The following is a 17243-nucleotide window of genomic DNA, read 5'->3' on the forward strand; positions in this document are numbered from 1 at the left end:
CAACGTCCTCTGGGCCCTCCTCCGCGATGGACGAACGTATGAAGCCACGCCACCCACTGCACGCGCGGCTTGACAGACCACATTAGGAATCACTGACCCTGCTGAACGGAATCGGTTTCGCGCATGTCCGGGACATCAGAGAGGACGACGGCAGTACCACCCGCGTGTTGGCCCGTCATCTGAGTGCGAGCGACGAGTCGCCCCGCGTCCGATAAAGGCGAGCAAGCCGCTGCCCCTGAGATCACCCGGGCAGCCGGTCAGGCAGTGCGGGTAGGGGACTGGGTCCAGGTTCGGATGGATGAGTCGGGGGCGAAGGTGGTCTTTGGTTCCGCGCGGGTGTCCCGCCAGCGGATGTAGGAGGCGACAACGGAGTTCTGCTCGCCGTGGGCACGGAGGTCGGTGCCGTTGAGGACGAAGTAGTGCAGTGCGGAGGTCACCCTACGCAGGCCCACTGACAACGCGGTCCTTGATGACGTCGCCGGGGATCAGCACGCTCTTCGAGCGGTGCCTCGCAGGCTTCGCTAGATGTCGTACAGGCAGGTCTTGATCTTCACCCAGAGCAGCGATGTCAAGGCGGCTCCCACGTGACGGACGGCGAGGTCTCGTGACAGGGCAGCGCAGTTGTCGCTACCAGCGCGCGCCCAACTGATCGAGCGCTGCCTTGCGCTCCGGTGTGAATTTGACGGCCCACCAGTCCGCGTGGATCTGCCGTACCGACCCCTTGTCCTCGCCCGCGGGCGGGAATCCGAGGACGTTGTCGAGCCCACCGCATCGTTGCCGATGGATAGCAGTCGTTGGCCACGGCTTGAGTGTCGTGTCTGCCGGTTCAGTTCGTGAGGGGTGTGTCGTCGTTCCGCTTCTCGGGACATTTGTGGGGCTGCTTGTGTGACATCTGTACTGCAGTATGTGTGCCTGTTGACACTGCACTGCGCCTGTCGATTTCCGTAGGCTTGCAGCATGGTCAAATCTCACAAACCAGGACCGGATGATGCGTGGGAAGGCATTGTCGAGGACAAGTCGCGGGGGATGCTCGACGGCGCGAACATGTACCACTTCGTCAGGGTGCGGCGTGTGGACGGCGAGTTCATGAAGATGCGCATCGACCGCGGGTTGTGGAAGTCGATCGCGGTCGGTGATCGCATCGTCAAGGAGCCGGGCAGCGGCCCGGTCAAGGCGTGACCCCCTGGGTGCTGGACGGAGAACACCTCGCAGTGCCCCCCGGTCGGCACCCACAGGCCTGCCAGGACTTCGTCAGGTTGTTATGGATCTTGGTTTCTTGTGGGAGGTGGATGTTCGGGGCAGGGGCAGGGGCAGGGGCAGGGGCGGGCGGTGCAGGCGCCGGTCCAACCGGGGCCAAGTACGTTCTGCAGCAGGTCGATGTGGTGGACCGCTGGCCGTGGTGCTCGGGACCGGGGTGCTTGGGGTTGGGCTGTTGTGCCGGCAGGCCGAGCCTGGATCTCTTCGCGTTCGCGGCGGGTGCGGCCGACTCGGAAAGCGTAGTGGGTGGGCCCTGCGATGCCGCAGGTTGCGTGCGCCGGCAATGGCCGGGGCCTCGCGCGGCCGATGTGGATGATCCGGCCCTGGCCATTGCGTAGGTAGGCGGCGAGTATGCGCAGTGACCAGCGAGTGAAGGACCGGCCGAGCTTGGCGGGGAGGGTGGTGGCCGTCCGGATGACGAAGTCCTCGTCGTCACTGCTCAGCAGGCGGGGAAGGCCTCCCGAACATTGAGGGGCCAGGGAGGTCAGGCCGATCTCGTTGAACCGGTGGATGACGTCTCGGACGGTGTCCTCATCGGCCTGGACCAGCTGCGCGATCACCGGCACTCGGTTCCCGCCGGCCGAGGCCAACAGCATCATCGCCCGCCGGTAGCGCACCGAACCCGTGCTGCCCCGGCGAACGATCTGGTGCAGCCGCTGCCCCTCGTGTTCGGTCAGTCTGCGCCCGGACAGGGCTCAGCCACCGCGGCTCCAGCGATCGGAACGGACGTCACCGCACATCCAACCGCCACAACCACCAACCCGGCGAAGCCTCGCGGTCAGAGCACCGGCGGCCGACGTTCCCAGGTTGGGCCCCAGCGCAGGTGCCGGGCTCGTGTCCACCGTCACCGGGCCCCTGTCCACCGCAGTGTCGGGCGTTCACCTGTCGTGACAAGGGACCCAGCCGCGACAGGACGCGCCGTCGCGAAAAGGGACCCCGCCGTGACAAGGAACCGCCTCGCGCCGAAATCCGTCTTCCTCTGCATCATCTTGTATCGACTGTTTGACACAAGATTCCACCTACGGCATCTTGTACTTGCCACTTGGTACAAGATGATCTGAGGGGATCTCTCCATGCTCGACGCTGCCCCGTTCCAGAGTCGTTTCCTCGATCATGCCGACTCCTATGCCCGCTGGTCCGGCCTGGCCATCGGCATCATTGCCGCGCAGGCGCTGTCCACACTGGGGCACGTCGAGTTCGAGCAGCGCGTCGTCTTCTGCATCACGGCCTTCGGCCTGTGCGCGGTGGCAGGCGTCCTTCTCGCCGACGCGCTGACCTTGGTCCCGCAGGACGTGGTACGCACCGCGAGTCTTGCCCCACGCCTGGTCAGAGACCATGTGCCACCACGCATGGGCCCTCTGATCGCCCTTCAGGGCATCTCGCTCACCGTACTGCTGGTGATCGCGGCCGCCACAGCCTCCGTCGACCCCGACCGCATGTTCACGACGGGGAAGGTCGTCATTGTCACCTGCAACGGGATGGCGGCGCCCCTGGGCCCCTGGCCTGGCCTGTACTACAGCCTCCCTATCTTCGGCGCGCTCGCCGTAGCCACTCCCACCTGCATATGGGCCCTGCGCCGCATCGCCCATGGACCTGGCGGGGAGCAGCAGCGGCGCGACCGCGCGTGGGCGGTAACCGGGGCCTGGGGGCTACTGGTGTCGAGCCAGCAGTTGTACGCCGTGCTGATGGTCTCCGTCTCGCTGACGGACACGGGCTGTGCCGGCGCGATGGGCGCGCTCACCTTCTGGGTGTTCTACCCCTTGGCCCTGCTGAACCTGTGCACCGTCGTCTGGTCCCTGGTCACCTTGGTGGCCCCACGGGCCGTCAACGACAACGCGGCGGAGGAGTACCCCGACAATGGATGAGCCCGCTGTCCGTGTCGACACCACCAGCCAGGTACCGCCGTACGCGCAGATCCGCGCCCAGCTTGGCGCGATGATCGTCACCGGACGACTGGCCGAGGGTGACCGTCTACCGACCGTGCGCCAGTTGGCCACGGACCTCGGCCTCGCGCCAGGCACCGTGGCCCGCGCCTACCGCGAGCTGGAGGCCGCCGAGCTGATCCGTACCCGCCGCGGGGCGGGTTCCCGGGTCGCGGCAGCCCCAGCCGGCCCGACCCGCCCCTACGCCTCGCAACTCGCCACCCTCGCACGCGACTTCACCTCCTCCGCCCGCGCGCTGGGCGCCGACACGGAGGCCATCCTGACCGCAGTCCGCGACGCCCTGGACCCGGACCGCCCCTAGCCTTTTCGTTTCCATGGGAGGCCGCTCACACATCAGCCGAACAGTTCAACCGGAGGACCAAGCGACTCGCATCTGGGCCGCCTTCGGACTCGCGGAACGAGACGATCCGCGCTGTGTCGACGGCGCCCGCCGCGTAGGGGACGTCGAGGACTACGACGCCTGGTCCTGGATACTTCGCGCTCCCTCTCGCTACGAGGAGCGTCGGAAACAAGAGAAACCAAACGTGACCGAGTAGAAGCAGCGTCCCCCCGCCGACCACGACGGCGGCCCGGCCGAGGCAGACAGGCTCAGCCGGGCTACGGTACGGCCTGAAGGCGGCCGTGGTGCATGCCCCCTGTGCACGCACAGACGGTGGCCAGTTGGGCGGGCGAGATGCCGGGGTGCCCGTCGCACGAGTACCAGTCGGCGAAGTCTTCGTCGCACCACAGCCCGTCCAGCCGGCTTACCCACATCGCCGTCGTACCACCCGGGTTGCTCGCCCGCGCGATCCGCGCGGTCAGAGGCGGGATTTGCTCACCAGAACGGGGATGGAGCGACAACGGACACCTCAACAACTGGATCGGTCTTCGAAACGGTCCCGAGCATGTCCGTTGAATGATGTCGGCGAACCGGGGAAATCCAAGATTCCCGACGGAATCGAGCTCGGTCATGAGATTGCGACCTGCGCTGGAGTACCGCCGAAGGATGGAATACCTTCGCCCAGACGGGGCTGTGACCGGGCCAGTCCGCCGTCGCCACGGCGGTTCTCGGCTCTCGTTCGGCACTCTCGCCCAACGGCCGTGAGCTGCCGTTCCACGGTTGAGGGTTGAACTGCGAGACGTCGCAGAGACTCCTGGCATTGATGGCGACCACTCAAATGCACAGCGCAGCCATATGGATGGCATTTCCTCAAAAGTCCTGCGCTTCATGTCAATGTGCACTTCGGTGCGTCATTCTTCGGTGTTGCGAGCACATATCAAGGCCGCCTGGCAAGGCACACGAGAGCACGAATTCCCTTCGCCCACCGCCATATTCAGTGGTGACCGGAATGACCGGGGCGGCCAACCTCAACTCTCTGCACCAGGAGTAACACCATGACCTTCCGCAAGGCCCTCCTCGCAGGTGTCGGCGTCACCACGGCAGCGGCGGCAGCGTTGTTCGCCGCTCCGGCAGCGACCGCGTCCGCCCCCTCTCTTGCACACAGCCCGGCTCACTCCCAGGGTGGGGCAGTGTTCGTCCAGAGCGACAACACCACCGCGAACACCGTCGTCGCCTACCATCGCGCCCTCGACGGCAGGCTCAGCCGGCGTGGCGTGTTCCCGACGGGGGGCCGCGGCGGCGTGCTGGACGGCTCGGTGGTTGACCACCTGGCGTCCCAGGGGTCGCTCGCCTACGACCGCAAGGCAGGGCTTCTCTACGCCGTCAACGCCGGCAGCGACACCCTCACCGTCTTCGCGGTACACGGCGACCGTCTTGAGCGCCTCCAGATCGTCCCCACCGGCGGTGATTTCCCGGTCAGCGTCACCTTCCACCGTAACCGGGTATGGGTTCTCAACGCCCTCGACGGCGGCTCCGTCCAGGGCTTTGTCCGCATCGGCCACCGACTGGCGGGCGTCGATTCCTGGCACCGCGGACTCGGCCTTGACCCCAACGCCACCCCGCAGTTCACCCACACCCCCGGGCAGATCTCCTTCACACCCGACGGCTCGAAGCTGGTCGTCACCACCAAGGCCGGCGCCAATACCATCGAGGTGTTCCGGCTGAACCGCCGCGGCACACCCGCCGCCCGACCCGTGGTCACCAGCACCCCGGATGCCGTGCCGTTCGGTTTCACCTTCGACCCCGCCGGCCGCCTCCAGGTCACCGAGGCCGGACCCAACGCCGTCGAGACCTTCGTCCTCCACCGCGACGGCACTCTCACCTCAGTCGGCCAGGTCCTCACCGGCCAGGCTGCCACCTGCTGGATCGTCGCCACCGACCACAAGCTCTACGCCTCCAACGCCGGCAGCGGCAGCCTGTCCGGATACCGCGTGCGCCGCAACGGCACCCTGGCCGCCCTCGGCAACACCGCCACCGACCCCGGCACGGTCGACGCCGCCGCATCCTCCGACGGCCGCAACCTGTACGTGCAGACCGGCGCACAGGGCCACGTGAACGAGTTCCGAGTAAACCGCGACGGCTCACTCACCCGCATCGGATCGGTCACTGTCCCCGGCGCCATCGGCGGCGAGGGCATCGCCGCCGACTGACCCGAACACCGGCGTATGCCACCCCCACCGGCTGTGCGTCATCCCGCCCCCGCCCGCCTCACACAGGGGCCGGGGGCGGCATGGTTCAGGCCCGTCGGATCGCGTCATGGGCTGACGCCCAGCCATTCTCCACCTGAGCCGGGTCCGGGCCCGTCGCCCACTACCGTTCACTGCCGCCAACCGGCCCCTTCGGCGCAGCAGAACAGCCTTCGAGCACCTGAGTTCGCGCTAGGGAGCCTTCAGATGTCCTGAACCCGCGGAGCATCAACATCGAGAGCTTCTACTGCCGCCCCGGAATCGAAGGCGCCCACGAGGAAGGCATCGTCGAGGGGCGATCGGCTATTTGCGCCGCAACCACTTCACTCCAGTCCCGGAAGGCGACTCCCTTGCCGAACTGAACGAGATGGTCGACCAGTGGGACCTGCGCGACGGACACAGGCGGATCGGTTCGCGGCCGTGGACGAGTACTTCGCGGTCATCGATGACGGAGGTCCGGGTCACGGGACGGGACGGCCGACGGCGGACGCCCAACCGGGGCGGAAGCGTTCATTGCCATGGTGATCGGCGGTGGGATCACCATGACCGACGCGGCCGCAGCGCTGATGTCACGGACTGCGAAGCCCGAGACGTACGACGTCTGATCCGGGCACGCGGACGGCATAGCCTTTCATCGACGCGTCTTCGCCTGCGGGGCACAGAAGAAGTGCGCGCACGCCTGGCCGGCAGCACTGGTGGAGCAGCATCGGGGCGCTGCTCTGCGAGTGATCGTCGGTCTTTACACTGCCTCCACAAACCCGAGGCCTGCCCACGCGGGCGGGCCTCACTTCTCTTGGGGGCCTTTTGCGCACCATCGCTTCCTGTGCCGCTCTGAGCGGCGCGCTGGCACTGACCGCCCTCAGTGTGCCCGCCGCGCAGGCGGACACCGTCGTAGGTGACACGACTGTCTCGAACATCGTGGTGAACGGCGGCAAGGACGTCGTCATCGGCACGACCAATAAAGTGACCTTCAAGGTCACCTTCACCGCCTCGGACCCGTCCGGCATCGAGGACGGGGAAAGCTACCTGTACAAGGGCACGTGGAGCGACCCGAGCGCCTTCTGGTCCGACGACAGCGACGAGGACACCACGTGCGCCGCGGGGACGAAGGTCACGTGCACCACGACGTACACCATCGTTCCCGAGTACGACCTTTACGGAGACGCCAGCGCCGGCGCCTGGCGCGCGGGCGCATACGCCAAGGCTGTTGACGGCAACTCGGCCAAGAAGACCAATCTGGGAGGCTTCTCCCTCAAGCGCTACGCGAAGCTGACCGTCAACGCCTCACCGGAACCGGTCACCAAAGGCAAAGCGATCACTGTCGCCGGCAAGCTCACCCGGGCGAGTTGGAACGACCGCGCGTACCACGGTTACACCAGTCAGCCCGTGAAGCTGCAGTTCCGCAAGGCGGGGAGCAGCAGCTACAGCACAGTCAAAACAGTCCCCACCAATAGCCATGGCGATCTCAAGACCACCGTCACCGCCCTCTCGGACGGCTACTGGCGGTACTACTTCCCGGGAACCAGCACCACCGCCCCTGCCGCAGCGACCGGTGACTTCGTCGACGTGAAGTAGCCCCGCACGAAGGGTGCCAGACGCGCGTCGGCATCCTCAGCTGATACTACGAAAGCGCCGGCCCGGCTCCATCTCCTGGAGTACCGGGCCGTGCTTCCAGCGGCTCTACTCCGTCATCGGGTCGATTCCCTCCCCACGATCGGTCTTCCCCTCGCGGTGCTGGTCACCGCGGCCAGTGTGCAGGATTCCGTGGCCGGCACTGGCTCCTGGACCGGGTCGCCGCCGAACATCCCCGCGTCCGCAAGGTGTGGGTCGACGGCGGTTACCGCCAGCACCTCGTCGAGCACGGCGTCACCCTCGGCATCGACATGGGAATCACTCAACGCAGGCTCGGGGCCGGGGGATTCACCCCGGTGACTGTGCTGACGCCGACCGGGGCTTGCCTGCGTGTAGGGGTGGGCTCCTCCTGGTAGGAGGAGCCCACTTCGGGAGATGTGTGAGGGGCTATTCCGTGCGCAGGCCTTCGGGGCGCATCATCCGCAGTAGCGGCGGCAGGCTGAGCAGCGTGACCACGCCGACCACGGCCGCGCCCACGCCGGTCATGGTCAAGACGCTCGCCCAGTCCATGGCCACCGGTGTACGGGTCATCTTCAGCAGCACCGAGCCGAGGGTGATGCCCACGGTCGTGGCCAGTACGAGGCCGAGTCCGACCGGCAGGGCCGTCTGCCACAGCACGGACAGGCTCAGCGTGCGGCGCCGGGCGCCGAAGGCGACCAGCGCGGAGAGCAGCTTCCTGCGCTCGCGCAGCTGCTCCAGTTGGGAGACCAGCAGGCTCGCGCCGATCAGTGCCAGCACGAAGGCGGAGCCGACGAACAGGCCGGTGCGGATGGAGCTGTACTTGGCGTCCTCCTCAGTCGCCGACCAGCTGTAGGCGTGTGCCAGGGGGTCGATTCGGGCGACGACGTTGCGTATGTACTCCCGTGAGTCCGGCACCGACTGGTCCAGACGCAGGTAGACCCCGTCCGAGAACAACGCGGGCGCGGCCTTGGCGGGGAGGGCGGCGGGGGTGACCAGCAGACTGTTGGAGTCCGTCAGTGCGTCCTTGCGCGCGTCCACCACCCGCACGTTCGCCGGAACCGTCCAGGGCGCCTCGATGCCGCGTTCGGTGGCATCGCCGTACGACGGGTCGATGTAGAGCTGCCGACCGGGCTTCACCACGGCGATTTCGTCGGCGTTGTTGGGGTCCTCGTAGCCGCTCCTCGTTCGTGTGATGAAAACGTCGCCGTCCTTGCAGGAGGGCAGCGTGGCGAGTTCGCGCAGGGCGGTGCAGTTACCCACAGTCAGGCCGTTGCTGTTCTTCGGGTCGCGACGCGCGTCCCCGTACTGCGAGATGGCCAGGGCCACCGCGGCCCGTACCCCTTTGGTGCCGGTGAATTCGCGCTCGACACCGGACAGCGGCTTACGGTCGCTGAAGTCGACCTGCATCTGGACCCGGGCGGTGTCCTGGCCAGTGGCCTTGACGTACTGGCCCTGCGTTCCCGTGAACAGCATCTGCAGGGCTATGGCTCCGGCCACGGCGACGGCGATGCCGTTGACCATGCGTGCGGCGGTTCCGCTGCTCAGCTGCAGCCGCCGTACCGCGAGCTGCCAGGACAGCGCGCCCTTGCCGAGGCGGACGACGACCGCCTCCACGACCCAGGGGAGCAGCGCGGTGATGCCGATCAGCAGCAGCAGCACGCCGCCGATGACGAAGTACTGGTTGAAGTCGCCGTTCTTGCGGCCCTTGCCGATCAACGGGTAGAGCATCGCGAGGCCGGCCAGCGGCGGCAGCAGCCGCCACCACAGCCTGCGGCGGGGCTGCTTGGCCGCGCGCACGACGCCAAGCGGTTCCACCACCACGCCGCGCATCGCGAGCAGCGTGACGAGCAGGGCGGCGACCGGGACCGCCACCGCGACCAGCGCGGCGAGCGCGGGGGAGGGATCGAGATAGCTGGGCCAGACGCTCACACCCAGTACCTCGGTGGAGCCCACCGTCTGACGGCCGAGGAGGAAGAAGCCGGTGCCGATGACCAGGCCGAAAAGGGCTCCGGCGAGTGCTTCGCCCGCCGCGACCCGCCGGGTCATGCGGCTGTCCGAGCCGACCAGGCGCAGCGCGGCCAGCCGGCGGTCGCGGCGCTCGCCACCGAAGCGGACGGCGGCGGCGATGAACACGGCGACCGGGGTCAGCAGCACCACGAACACGACCAGGATCATGAGCAGCAGCACCGGGTCGTTCTTCTCGGGTGTCGCGTCCGGTTTGCCGTACCCGGTCAGCCGGTGCACCGGGGAGGACGCCGTGAGTTTCAGCCCCGAGGCGCCCGCGTAGTAGGCCAGTTCGTGGGAGCCGATGAGTCCGCTCTCGCCGATCGTGCCGGTGATCCTGTAGGGCAGCCGGTCCCGCAGCAGCTTGGCGCCGTCCGAGGCCAGCAGGTCCTTGAGCGCGGGGGAGACCACCATCTCGCCCTTGCCAGGGAAGCTGTCGACCCCCGGGGGCAGCGGTGCCCGCTTGCCCTCGGGCTCGACGATCCGGCCGCGGACGTCGTCGTCGTGCCAGGTGGTGTCGGTGTCGGCGATCAGGAAGGTGTTGTCGGCCTTCGGCGGGGCCTTGGCGGAGTACGTGTTGTCGAAGCGGGCGTCCTCCACCTTCTGGCGGGCGGCGAACACGTTGGGCAGGGCGGTGCACAGCAGGAGCAGTGCCACGCCGAGGCCGACGCCGACGGCGGTGAGCGTCATCCGGACCCAGCCCTCGCGTCCGCCGATGACGGCGAAGCGGGCCCCCATGGCAAGGTCTCTGGCCCACTGGCGAGAACTCATACGGTGCGCTCCATGTTGCGGGACTTGCCGTCGCGGACGACGATCTCACGGTCGGAGTAGGCGGCCACGCGTGTCTCATGGGTGACGAGGACGACGGCGGCGTTGGTCGAGCGAGCCGCTTCGGTCAGCAGTTCCATCACGCGTTCGCCGTTGAAGGAGTCGAGCGCGCCGGTGGGTTCGTCGGCGAACAGCAGGCGCGGTCCGGTGACCAGCGCGCGGGCCACGGCGACGCGCTGGCCCTGGCCGCCGGAGACCTCGCCGGGACGCTTGGCCTTGAGGTCGTCGACCTCCAGGCGCTCCATCCAGCCGAGCGCGGTCCGCTCGGCGTTCTTGCGGGAGGAGCCGTTCAGCCGCAGCGGCAGGGCGACGTTGTCCGCGCAGGTCAGCTCGGGCACCAGCTGACCGAACTGGAACACGAACCCGAACTCGGAGCGGCGCAGCGCGCTGCGCTGGGCGTCGCTCATCTTCGTCAGTTCACGCCCGTTGTAGCTGATCGACCCGGAGTCGGGCGGCACGATCCCCGCGAGGCAGTGCAGCAGCGTGGACTTGCCGGACCCGGAGGGGCCCATGATGGCGACGATCTCGCCGGGGTGTATGGAGAACTCGGCCCCGTCCAGCGCGTGGGTCGGGCCGTACGTCTTGCGCAGGTCGTGCGCGGTGAGCAGGGAACCGGGGGGAGAAGTCGTCATCGGGTCGCAGCCTCACGGAGTTTGTCGAGTCGGGCGGCGGTCAGTTCCAGCCAGCGCAGGTCGGCTTCCAGGTGGAACAGGGCGTGGTCGCAGATCAGCTGATCCGCCAGGTCGCCCTTGCGCTTGCGGTCGGTGAGGAGCCGCATGCTGCGTAGATGCTCGGAGCGCTGGGTGTCGAGGATCTCGGCGGCGTCGCGCTGGGTGAGCAGGGCGAGGACGACCTTGGTGTAGAGGGTCGACTGGAGGTATGCCTCCGGCTTCTCCGGGGTCGCCAGCCACCGCTTTACGTCGGTGATGCCGGCGTCGGTGATCGCGTAGCGCTTGCGCTCGGGACCGCCGCCCGCCTCGATCCCGTCGACCTCGACGAGACCGTTCTTCAGCAGCCGGGACATCGTCGAGTAGACCTGGCCGTAGTGCAGCGGCCGGTCGTGACCGAACTTCTCGTCGAATGCCCGCTTGAGGTCGTAACCGTGGCGCGGGCCGGACTCCAGGAGCCCTAAAAGGGTGTGACCGATGGACATGATCCGCACTCTACACACCGTGTATACGTCGCGTGTATACGCGGCGTGTATACATCGAGTGTGCAGGCGTGGCAGGGTGTACGACAGTGCAGGTGAGGGAGCCGGGAATTCCCATCGTCACGGTTTGACAGAGGCGGGCGCCGGCGCCGCGGCAACGGTCGTGGGTCGGCGGGGCAGCGCCTGCCTACTTGCCGCGGTCGGCGGCCGGCCCAGCGCTACTACCGCGTCGGCGGTCTCAACACAGCCCTCCGCTCCAACCAGTTGGGCACCGGTGGCCCCCAGCTGCCTCCGTATGGCGTCGGGGCCGGCGGCGCGGTAGCGCAGGACGGTCTCGGTGCGGTGTGCCGGATTGCTATCAGACTTAATCTCATGGCAGAGGGGCGTCGGCCCCGCGCTGGGAAGTCCTTGATGACTACCGTCCCGGGTCGCCTCGCCGACAGGGTCGAGGTCAACGCGAAGGCCCTCCCGGCGCGGGACGCGCTGGCGAGCCTTGTCGCGGAGGACAGGAATGTCTGCCGGCTGCCGGACGCGGCGCGTCGGCGTCCTGACTACGAAGCCAGCCTCCGGCTCGGCGAGGCGGTCGCCGCGGCTCTGGAGAGCAGAGCGGTCGCGGTCGGTCGGAAGGTTCTTCGTGAACTGGCGCCCAGAGCCCGTGCGGTGGCGGCGGGGCTCGAGGTCCGCCGGTCGGCACCAGGTCGAGGAACGCTGACAGGCGCAGCGCGTCTGTCAGCGGCGCGACGGCCTGGTAAGCCAGTTGGGGCCGGCACGGAGGGTATGAGGGAAGCTGCGGGAGCAGGCACGGACTCACCAAGTGGTCACGGGACTTCGACACTCACATGATCACCGAGACCGTGCCTGCACTGCATCCGCCCCAGCCCGAACCCGGACATCCGACCCGACTCCGGGCCAGCGCGGCATTCCCGACCAACCCTGATCTTGCAAGACGCCCTCGGGGGAGTTGGCAAAGTGCCGGAGCGAATTCTGAGTGACGATGGCGCTCAGCCTGGTGTGGCCTGCCGCATGACCGTCAGGCTGAAGCCTTTCCCGATGGCTGCGTGTGCGAGGGCCGCATCGTCGAGGTCGAAGGCTGTTATGTCGAACTGACGGAGATCGAGCAGCCTTGTCCGGGCCAGGGCTGATGCGTTCTCAGTCGGCGAGATGAGTTGATCGTCTGCGTACGCGCCGCCGTGGTCGGTTCGGCCGGTTTGGCAACGAGAGACACGACCCCTGATAGCCAAGGTTCTCGAAGCCTTTGATCGCGAACAGGCCGATCTCCTCGTTCCGATGGGGCGTCAGGTTTGGCCTCGTACTGCCGGCGACTGGGCTTGTGGTGACGCTACGGGCGCGGACCGTGCGGGGATCCCTGCCGCACCCTGTCACTGGCGAACGTCTTGGTGGTCCGCTTGCCGTCCGCGGGCCCAGGTTGACGCGGCCGTCGGTGGGAAGAGGCCGGCACCTGTGGCAGCGCATGAACTTGGTCGGCGCGTACGAGCAGCCTGCCGCAGTGCTGCTTGACGCCGACTGTCTCGCCACTCTGCCCGCCCGTGATGGCGCTCAGGTTCTGAATGGATGTCGCGGTGGTTCAAGTGCGTGCTGTGTCGGTTTTCCTAAGCTTCGACGACAGAGGGAACAGCACCCATGTTGTTCCTGGACGGGTACACACCAAAGACGAGAAACTCGTGAACCAAGAGAATTCCGGCCGCATGGCCGACATCGCAGGGACCGGCGCCGACATGGACATCCCCAACGGGGTGATCGGCAGGGGCGCGTGGCGGTCCTCCATCCGGACAGCCGTACTCCGCTCGCTGCTGATCAGCCGATTCCACGCCTTCTGCGCGCCGAGCCCGGTCGCGGCTGGGCGACCCACAGAGCTGACGCGAGACAACCATCCTAACTTTTAGACCCTTTAGTACATAAGCGTAATCGGCTCCTTGATCGTCAAGGAGCTGATTATCTGAAATCCGGTGGTCGGACAAGGCTGCCGTGGAAAGCGGAGACATGATGCGTAAGAGTCCTTATGACTATGTCGTGGTGGGAGCGGGGACAGCGGGATGCGTGATTGCCTCCCGGCTTTCGGAACGTCCCGGCGTCCGGGTGTTGCTGCTCGAGGCGGGAGCCCGGGACGCAACCGAGACGATGGCATCTCCTTGGGGCTTCCTGGGGTTCGACCCGTCATCCCTCTGGCTGGGTGCCTCGACGGTGCAGGCCGGTACAGGCAGGGCAGCTGACGTGCTGCGCGGCAAGGCGCTCGGCGGATCGTCGAGCATCAACGGCCTCTACCACCTGCGGGGGCACCGTTCCGGATACGACGAATGGCCCGGCCTCGGTGCTCCAGGCTGGGGTTTCGATGATCTGCTGCCCTATTTCCGCCGCAGCGAGAGTACTCGCAGCCGTGATGTCTCCGTGCGGGGCACGGACGGGCCGGTCGTGGTCGCCCCGGTCCCGGAACCCCATCCCCTGGCCACAGCGGGCATCGACGCCGCGGTGGAGGCTGGGTTCGCACGCGCCGATGACATCGGCGGCGGGCTGGAGACCGGGTTCGGGTGGAGTGACATGAATCTGCCCGGCGGCGCCCGCCAGAGCGCGGCCGACGCCTACATCCGTCCGTTCCTCGACCGGCCGAACCTGGACGTCGTCACGGACGCGACCGTGCAGCGGCTGCGCACCACCGCGGGCCGTTGCACCGGCGTCGAGTACACCATCGGTGGGGAGCACCTGTCCGTCGACAGCGCCGAGGTGGTACTGACCGCGGGAGCCATCGGTTCCGCGCACCTCTTGATGCTGTCAGGGATCGGCCCGGCACAACACCTTGAGGAACACGGTATCGACGTCGTCGCCGACCGGCCGGGAGTGGGCTCCCATCTGCAGGACCATCCGATGGCGGGCGTGGTGTACGAGGCCATCCAGCCCGTACCGTTCGTTCCTGCCAACCCACCGGCCGAAATGATGGGCCTGCTGTACAGCGACCCCGCCGCGGCCAGGCCGGACCTCCAGGTCTACATCGTCGCCGCACCGCTCCCGTCGGCATGGGGCCAGCCGCCGGCCAACGGCTATTCCATCGCCTTCTCCGCGATGGCTCCGCACAGCAGCGGCACCGTGCGCCTGGCGGACGCCGATCCCGGAAGCGCTCCCGTCGTCGACCCCGGCTACCTGAGCGACGACCGTGACCTGGAGATCATGCGAAAGGGCCTGGCCCTGGCACGTCGCATCGGTGAGGCCGACGCGTTCGCCGACTGGCGCAAGCAGGAAGCGGTGCCGGGCTCCGGGACGAGCGGCGAATCCGTGGACGAGTTCATCCGCAAGGCGACCGGCCCCTACTTCCACTTCACCGGCACCTGCCGCATGGGAACCGACGCCGACGCCGTCGTCGACCCTGCGAACCTTCGCGTGCACGGAATAGCCGGACTGCGGGTCGCCGATGCCTCGGTGATGCCGTCCATCCCCTCGGCCAACACCAACGCGACCGTCTACGCCATCGCCGAACGGGCCGCCGAACTGATCGACTGAGCCTTTTTCAGCGACCACGGCGCTTCCACAACACGCTCATCCCCGGCGCCTGGCCGCCGGCAACTGATCGGATTCTTCGACCAGTTGCCGGCATCCTGCTTGCACCGAACTCAAGGCGGCGGCGAACTCGACGGGTCCAGGGCCTGTGTGGACGGCTGCCACATACGCGCGAAAGAGGGGGAGCTGACGCCGGTCCGTCGTCGGTCGGCCAGCGGGCAGCAAACACCACCCAATGGTGAGCCACGGGGCCGGCGGTGGATCACCTCTCAGCTCGCCGGGAACCGCCGAGTTCCGCAAACGACCGAAGGCCCCGCGGGCACCGCCGACGAGGTCACCCGGACCCGCGCCCTCATCGACAACATCCCGCCGGGGTCAAATGCCCGGGCTGCCCACAGCGCCGCCCTGCCTTGCTTGGGACATGAGTAGGCGGCATCCGCTGAACTGCGGTCGTACCGTTGGTCACGCGCTTTCGGCCGGCCCGTGGTCCGGCGGGTGCCGGTTAGGCGAGCGGGAGGCTGCTCGGGTCGAGCGGGCGTACTCGGTGGGAGTCTGGCCGTAGTGCTTCTTGAAGGTCCGGGTGAAGTGGCTGCTGTCCGCGAACTGCCAGTGGGCGGCGAGTTCCGAGATACTCAGGCGACCTGACGGCGCGGTGAGGGCGAGCCGGGCCTCTTGCAGTCGCCGGTGGCGGATGTAGGTGGTCACCTGCTCTCCCACAGCGGCGAATGCCCGGTGCAGCGTACGGACGGAGACGTTGAGTTCACGCGCAAGCATCGCAGGAGAAAGTTCGGGATGAGCGAGCCGGCGGTCCGCGAGGTCCTTGGCTGCCTGGGTGAGCGCGGGAGCCAGCCGGGGTTCTACGTCGTCGAACCGGCCCCTCGCCACTGCCTTGGCCAGCTCGATCAGGGCGCCGTGGGCGGCTTCCACACCGACCGGGCCGAGGTCGGCCACAGTTATGTGGATAGTGTCCGTGAGGGCCGTCAGCAGGCGTATCTCGGCCGAGTCCGCCGGCCCGGTGATGACCCGGTTCCCGAGCAGGGGTTTGAGCTCGTCGGGGGGCAGGACCAAGAACTTCGCCGTGAGGTGCGCCGTCGTCTCGAAGGCCGTCAGGCGCCCGAGGTGCCGGACGAGGAACTGCCCGGCCGATACGGTCTGCTCGCCGCAACCGGGCGGGCCGCCAAGCGTCCAAGCGCCGCGCTGCACCACGTACATTGCCACCAGATCCTGATCGCCGCCCGGGACGTCCGCGGTCCTGGTTGCCGACGCGGCGTGAAGATCGGCGATCGCCGCGCCGTGCACCTTGGCCACGTGGCCCTTGACCCGGAAGTCACCGATCGTGTCCGGGCTGAAGGCCGGCAGTTGGAAGACATCGTCGCCGATCTGTGTCTCCCACCCGCGCCGGAAGGAGTCGAGTCCCCGCGGTGCGGCGCCCCGGGCGGTCGAGTTCACTGCGAACGCCCCGCGCGCGCCGTCGACCTCCGCTCCAGTACTGTCCATCACTCTCCGATCCCTCACAGCCATCGCTTCAACGCCATCCTGTAGTGCTCGTGTTCCGTACGGACGCCGCCGTGGTTCATGCGGGCACTGTGCCAATCTTCCCGTAGACGGCCCGCAGGCAGGGTGTCTTGCAAGATGAGGGTCGGTCGGGAATGCCGCGCGGGCCCGGAGTCGGGTCGGATGTCCGGTACCCCTGCCGAGCGCGCGGCCGAGTCCGCTGGTCAGCGTGTGGCCAATTCAGTCACGGGTCTGAGGGCGGTGTTCACCCTTGGCATGGCTGCTCCCTGAGCTCGTGAGGATCGCGCTCGCGACAACCTCGAAGAGGCGATCGGCGCGTGGCGCGAGCGAGGGTTGATCGCCGAGCCAAGCGAGCATGGCCACCAGCGCAAACAAATCGGCGCCATCGATATCGCTCCGCGCGATGCCCGCGGCCTGGGCCCGGGTGAGGAGTCGGGCACCGGCTGCGCGCAGGGTGACGCACGAAGCGTGGAGTGCGGATTCGGTGTCCTCGATGGCGGCTGCCATCAGTACGGTCACGCCCCGATACTCGGTTGTCCACGCGACGCAGTCGCGTAGCCACGAAATGAGAGCGTCTTCGGGCGAGCTCGACGTCTCGAGCTCGCCTGCCTTTGCCGTCAGTTCGTCGAAGCTCGTGCGGAGCAGGGCATCGAGCAGTGCCTCGCGGGTCGGGAAGTGCCGCAGCAGCGTCGCGAGCCCGACATCGGCCCGGCGCGCGATGTCGCGCAGTGACACGTCGACGCCTTGCTCGGTGATGGCGGCGCCTGCTACTGCGAGCAGGTGGTCGCGGTTCTTCCTGGCGTCGGCCCGCATCTGTCCCTCTTGACTATCCGGATCAGTGGTCCATATATTCGGATCAGTGGTCCACTTATGTGGATCGC

The 17243-nt window shown here is 67.7% G+C and carries 14 protein-coding genes and 3 pseudogenes; 9 read left to right on the forward strand and 8 right to left on the reverse strand.

What is annotated here, in order from left to right; translation table 11 throughout:
- Positions 1 to 89: 89 nt before the first annotated feature.
- Positions 90 to 215, forward strand: a pseudogene (locus ABZV42_RS36115) (GNAT family N-acetyltransferase); the annotation flags it as partial.
- A gap of 42 nt (positions 216 to 257) precedes the next feature.
- Here ABZV42_RS36115 and ABZV42_RS36120 read toward each other — a convergent pair.
- Positions 258 to 452 (reverse strand): hypothetical protein, encoded by a 195-nt coding sequence (locus tag ABZV42_RS36120; RefSeq protein ID WP_356055694.1) that lies wholly within the window; start codon positions 450 to 452, stop codon positions 258 to 260.
- Positions 453 to 957: 505 nt separating this feature from the next.
- On the opposite strand from ABZV42_RS36120, the gene ABZV42_RS36125 reads away from it, so the two are divergent.
- Positions 958 to 1179 (forward strand): hypothetical protein, encoded by a 222-nt coding sequence (locus ABZV42_RS36125; protein ID WP_356055696.1) that lies wholly within the window; start codon positions 958 to 960, stop codon positions 1177 to 1179.
- A gap of 377 nt (positions 1180 to 1556) precedes the next feature.
- Here ABZV42_RS36125 and ABZV42_RS36130 read toward each other — a convergent pair.
- Positions 1557 to 1856: pseudogene (locus ABZV42_RS36130) on the reverse strand (helix-turn-helix domain-containing protein); the annotation flags it as partial.
- 474 nt (positions 1857 to 2330) lie between these two features.
- Here ABZV42_RS36130 and ABZV42_RS36135 point away from each other — a divergent pair.
- Positions 2331 to 3122: a hypothetical protein gene (locus tag ABZV42_RS36135; RefSeq protein WP_356055698.1), complete on the forward strand. Its 792-nt coding sequence runs from the start codon at positions 2331 to 2333 to the stop codon at positions 3120 to 3122.
- A complete protein-coding gene (locus ABZV42_RS36140) occupies positions 3115 to 3501 on the forward strand; it encodes a GntR family transcriptional regulator (RefSeq protein ID WP_355990729.1) in 387 nt (128 codons plus the stop codon). Before ABZV42_RS36135 ends, ABZV42_RS36140 begins: the two co-directional genes overlap by 8 nt.
- Positions 3502 to 3797: 296 nt before the next feature.
- Here the strand turns inward: ABZV42_RS36140 and ABZV42_RS36145 are convergent, their stop codons facing one another.
- Positions 3798 to 3953: a hypothetical protein gene (locus ABZV42_RS36145; RefSeq protein ID WP_356055700.1), complete on the reverse strand. Its 156-nt coding sequence runs from the start codon at positions 3951 to 3953 to the stop codon at positions 3798 to 3800.
- A 621-nt stretch (positions 3954 to 4574) separates the two neighbouring features.
- Between ABZV42_RS36145 and ABZV42_RS36150 the strand changes: the two genes are divergently transcribed.
- The 3 genes and pseudogenes from ABZV42_RS36150 to ABZV42_RS36160 all read left to right on the forward strand — a co-directional run.
- On the forward strand, positions 4575 to 5729 hold the full coding sequence (locus ABZV42_RS36150; protein WP_355990727.1) for a beta-propeller fold lactonase family protein: 1155 nt from the start codon (positions 4575 to 4577) through the stop codon (positions 5727 to 5729).
- Between the two features lie 840 nt (positions 5730 to 6569).
- Positions 6570 to 7340, forward strand: a complete 771-nt coding sequence (locus ABZV42_RS36155; RefSeq protein ID WP_356055702.1) for a calcium-binding protein — start codon at positions 6570 to 6572, stop codon at positions 7338 to 7340.
- A gap of 135 nt (positions 7341 to 7475) precedes the next feature.
- Positions 7476 to 7696, forward strand: a pseudogene (locus tag ABZV42_RS36160) (transposase); the annotation flags it as partial.
- Positions 7697 to 7784: 88 nt separating this feature from the next.
- Here the strand turns inward: ABZV42_RS36160 and ABZV42_RS36165 are convergent.
- The 3 genes from ABZV42_RS36165 to ABZV42_RS36175 are packed head-to-tail and all read right to left on the reverse strand — an operon-like array spanning position 7785 to position 11343.
- A complete protein-coding gene (locus ABZV42_RS36165) occupies positions 7785 to 10133 on the reverse strand; it encodes an FtsX-like permease family protein (protein WP_356055704.1) in 2349 nt (782 codons plus the stop codon).
- Complete coding sequence (locus tag ABZV42_RS36170; RefSeq protein WP_356055706.1) at positions 10130 to 10822, reverse strand: ABC transporter ATP-binding protein; 693 nt, start codon at positions 10820 to 10822, stop codon at positions 10130 to 10132. Before ABZV42_RS36170 ends, ABZV42_RS36165 begins: the two co-directional genes overlap by 4 nt.
- A complete protein-coding gene (locus ABZV42_RS36175) occupies positions 10819 to 11343 on the reverse strand; it encodes a PadR family transcriptional regulator (protein ID WP_356055710.1) in 525 nt (174 codons plus the stop codon). Before ABZV42_RS36175 ends, ABZV42_RS36170 begins: the two co-directional genes overlap by 4 nt.
- Before the next feature lie 408 nt (positions 11344 to 11751).
- Between ABZV42_RS36175 and ABZV42_RS36180 the strand changes: the two genes are divergently transcribed.
- Both ABZV42_RS36180 and ABZV42_RS36185 read left to right on the forward strand, forming a co-directional pair.
- Entirely contained in the window at positions 11752 to 12183 is a 432-nt protein-coding gene (locus ABZV42_RS36180) for a GvpL/GvpF family gas vesicle protein (protein ID WP_356055712.1), read from the forward strand.
- A gap of 1161 nt (positions 12184 to 13344) precedes the next feature.
- Positions 13345 to 14850 carry a GMC family oxidoreductase N-terminal domain-containing protein gene (locus ABZV42_RS36185; protein ID WP_356055781.1) on the forward strand — a complete coding sequence of 502 codons (1506 nt, stop codon included), beginning with the start codon at positions 13345 to 13347 and terminating at the stop codon, positions 14848 to 14850.
- 459 nt (positions 14851 to 15309) lie between these two features.
- Here the strand turns inward: ABZV42_RS36185 and ABZV42_RS36190 are convergent, their stop codons facing one another.
- On the reverse strand, positions 15310 to 16344 hold the full coding sequence (locus tag ABZV42_RS36190) for a helix-turn-helix domain-containing protein (protein ID WP_356055714.1): 1035 nt from the start codon (positions 16342 to 16344) through the stop codon (positions 15310 to 15312).
- Positions 16345 to 16581: 237 nt separating this feature from the next.
- Positions 16582 to 17175, reverse strand: coding sequence for a TetR/AcrR family transcriptional regulator (locus ABZV42_RS36195; RefSeq protein ID WP_356055716.1), 594 nt, complete (start codon positions 17173 to 17175; stop codon positions 16582 to 16584).
- Between the last annotated feature and the right edge of the window lie 68 nt (positions 17176 to 17243).

The sequence above is a fragment of the Streptomyces sp. NPDC005281 genome (assembly GCF_040607495.1).
Classification (GTDB): Bacteria; Actinomycetota; Actinomycetes; order Streptomycetales; family Streptomycetaceae; genus Streptomyces.

What these genes read in the sequence shown, in the direction of transcription:
- ABZV42_RS36125 (WP_356055696.1), top strand. Translation starts at nt 958, where the DNA reads ATGGTCAAATCTCACAAACCAGGACCGGATGATGCGTGGGAAGGCATT.
- ABZV42_RS36135 (WP_356055698.1), top strand. Translation starts at nt 2,331, where the DNA reads ATGCTCGACGCTGCCCCGTTCCAGAGTCGTTTCCTCGATCATGCCGAC.
- ABZV42_RS36140 (WP_355990729.1), top strand. Translation starts at nt 3,115, where the DNA reads ATGGATGAGCCCGCTGTCCGTGTCGACACCACCAGCCAGGTACCGCCG.
- ABZV42_RS36145 (WP_356055700.1), bottom strand. Translation starts at nt 3,953, where the DNA reads ATGTGGGTAAGCCGGCTGGACGGGCTGTGGTGCGACGAAGACTTCGCC.
- ABZV42_RS36150 (WP_355990727.1), top strand. Translation starts at nt 4,575, where the DNA reads ATGACCTTCCGCAAGGCCCTCCTCGCAGGTGTCGGCGTCACCACGGCA.
- ABZV42_RS36165 (WP_356055704.1), bottom strand. Translation starts at nt 10,133, where the DNA reads ATGAGTTCTCGCCAGTGGGCCAGAGACCTTGCCATGGGGGCCCGCTTC.
- ABZV42_RS36170 (WP_356055706.1), bottom strand. Translation starts at nt 10,822, where the DNA reads ATGACGACTTCTCCCCCCGGTTCCCTGCTCACCGCGCACGACCTGCGC.
- ABZV42_RS36175 (WP_356055710.1), bottom strand. Translation starts at nt 11,343, where the DNA reads ATGTCCATCGGTCACACCCTTTTAGGGCTCCTGGAGTCCGGCCCGCGC.
- ABZV42_RS36180 (WP_356055712.1), top strand. Translation starts at nt 11,752, where the DNA reads ATGACTACCGTCCCGGGTCGCCTCGCCGACAGGGTCGAGGTCAACGCG.
- ABZV42_RS36185 (WP_356055781.1), top strand. Translation starts at nt 13,345, where the DNA reads ATGCGTAAGAGTCCTTATGACTATGTCGTGGTGGGAGCGGGGACAGCG.
- ABZV42_RS36190 (WP_356055714.1), bottom strand. Translation starts at nt 16,344, where the DNA reads ATGGACAGTACTGGAGCGGAGGTCGACGGCGCGCGCGGGGCGTTCGCA.
- ABZV42_RS36195 (WP_356055716.1), bottom strand. Translation starts at nt 17,175, where the DNA reads ATGCGGGCCGACGCCAGGAAGAACCGCGACCACCTGCTCGCAGTAGCA.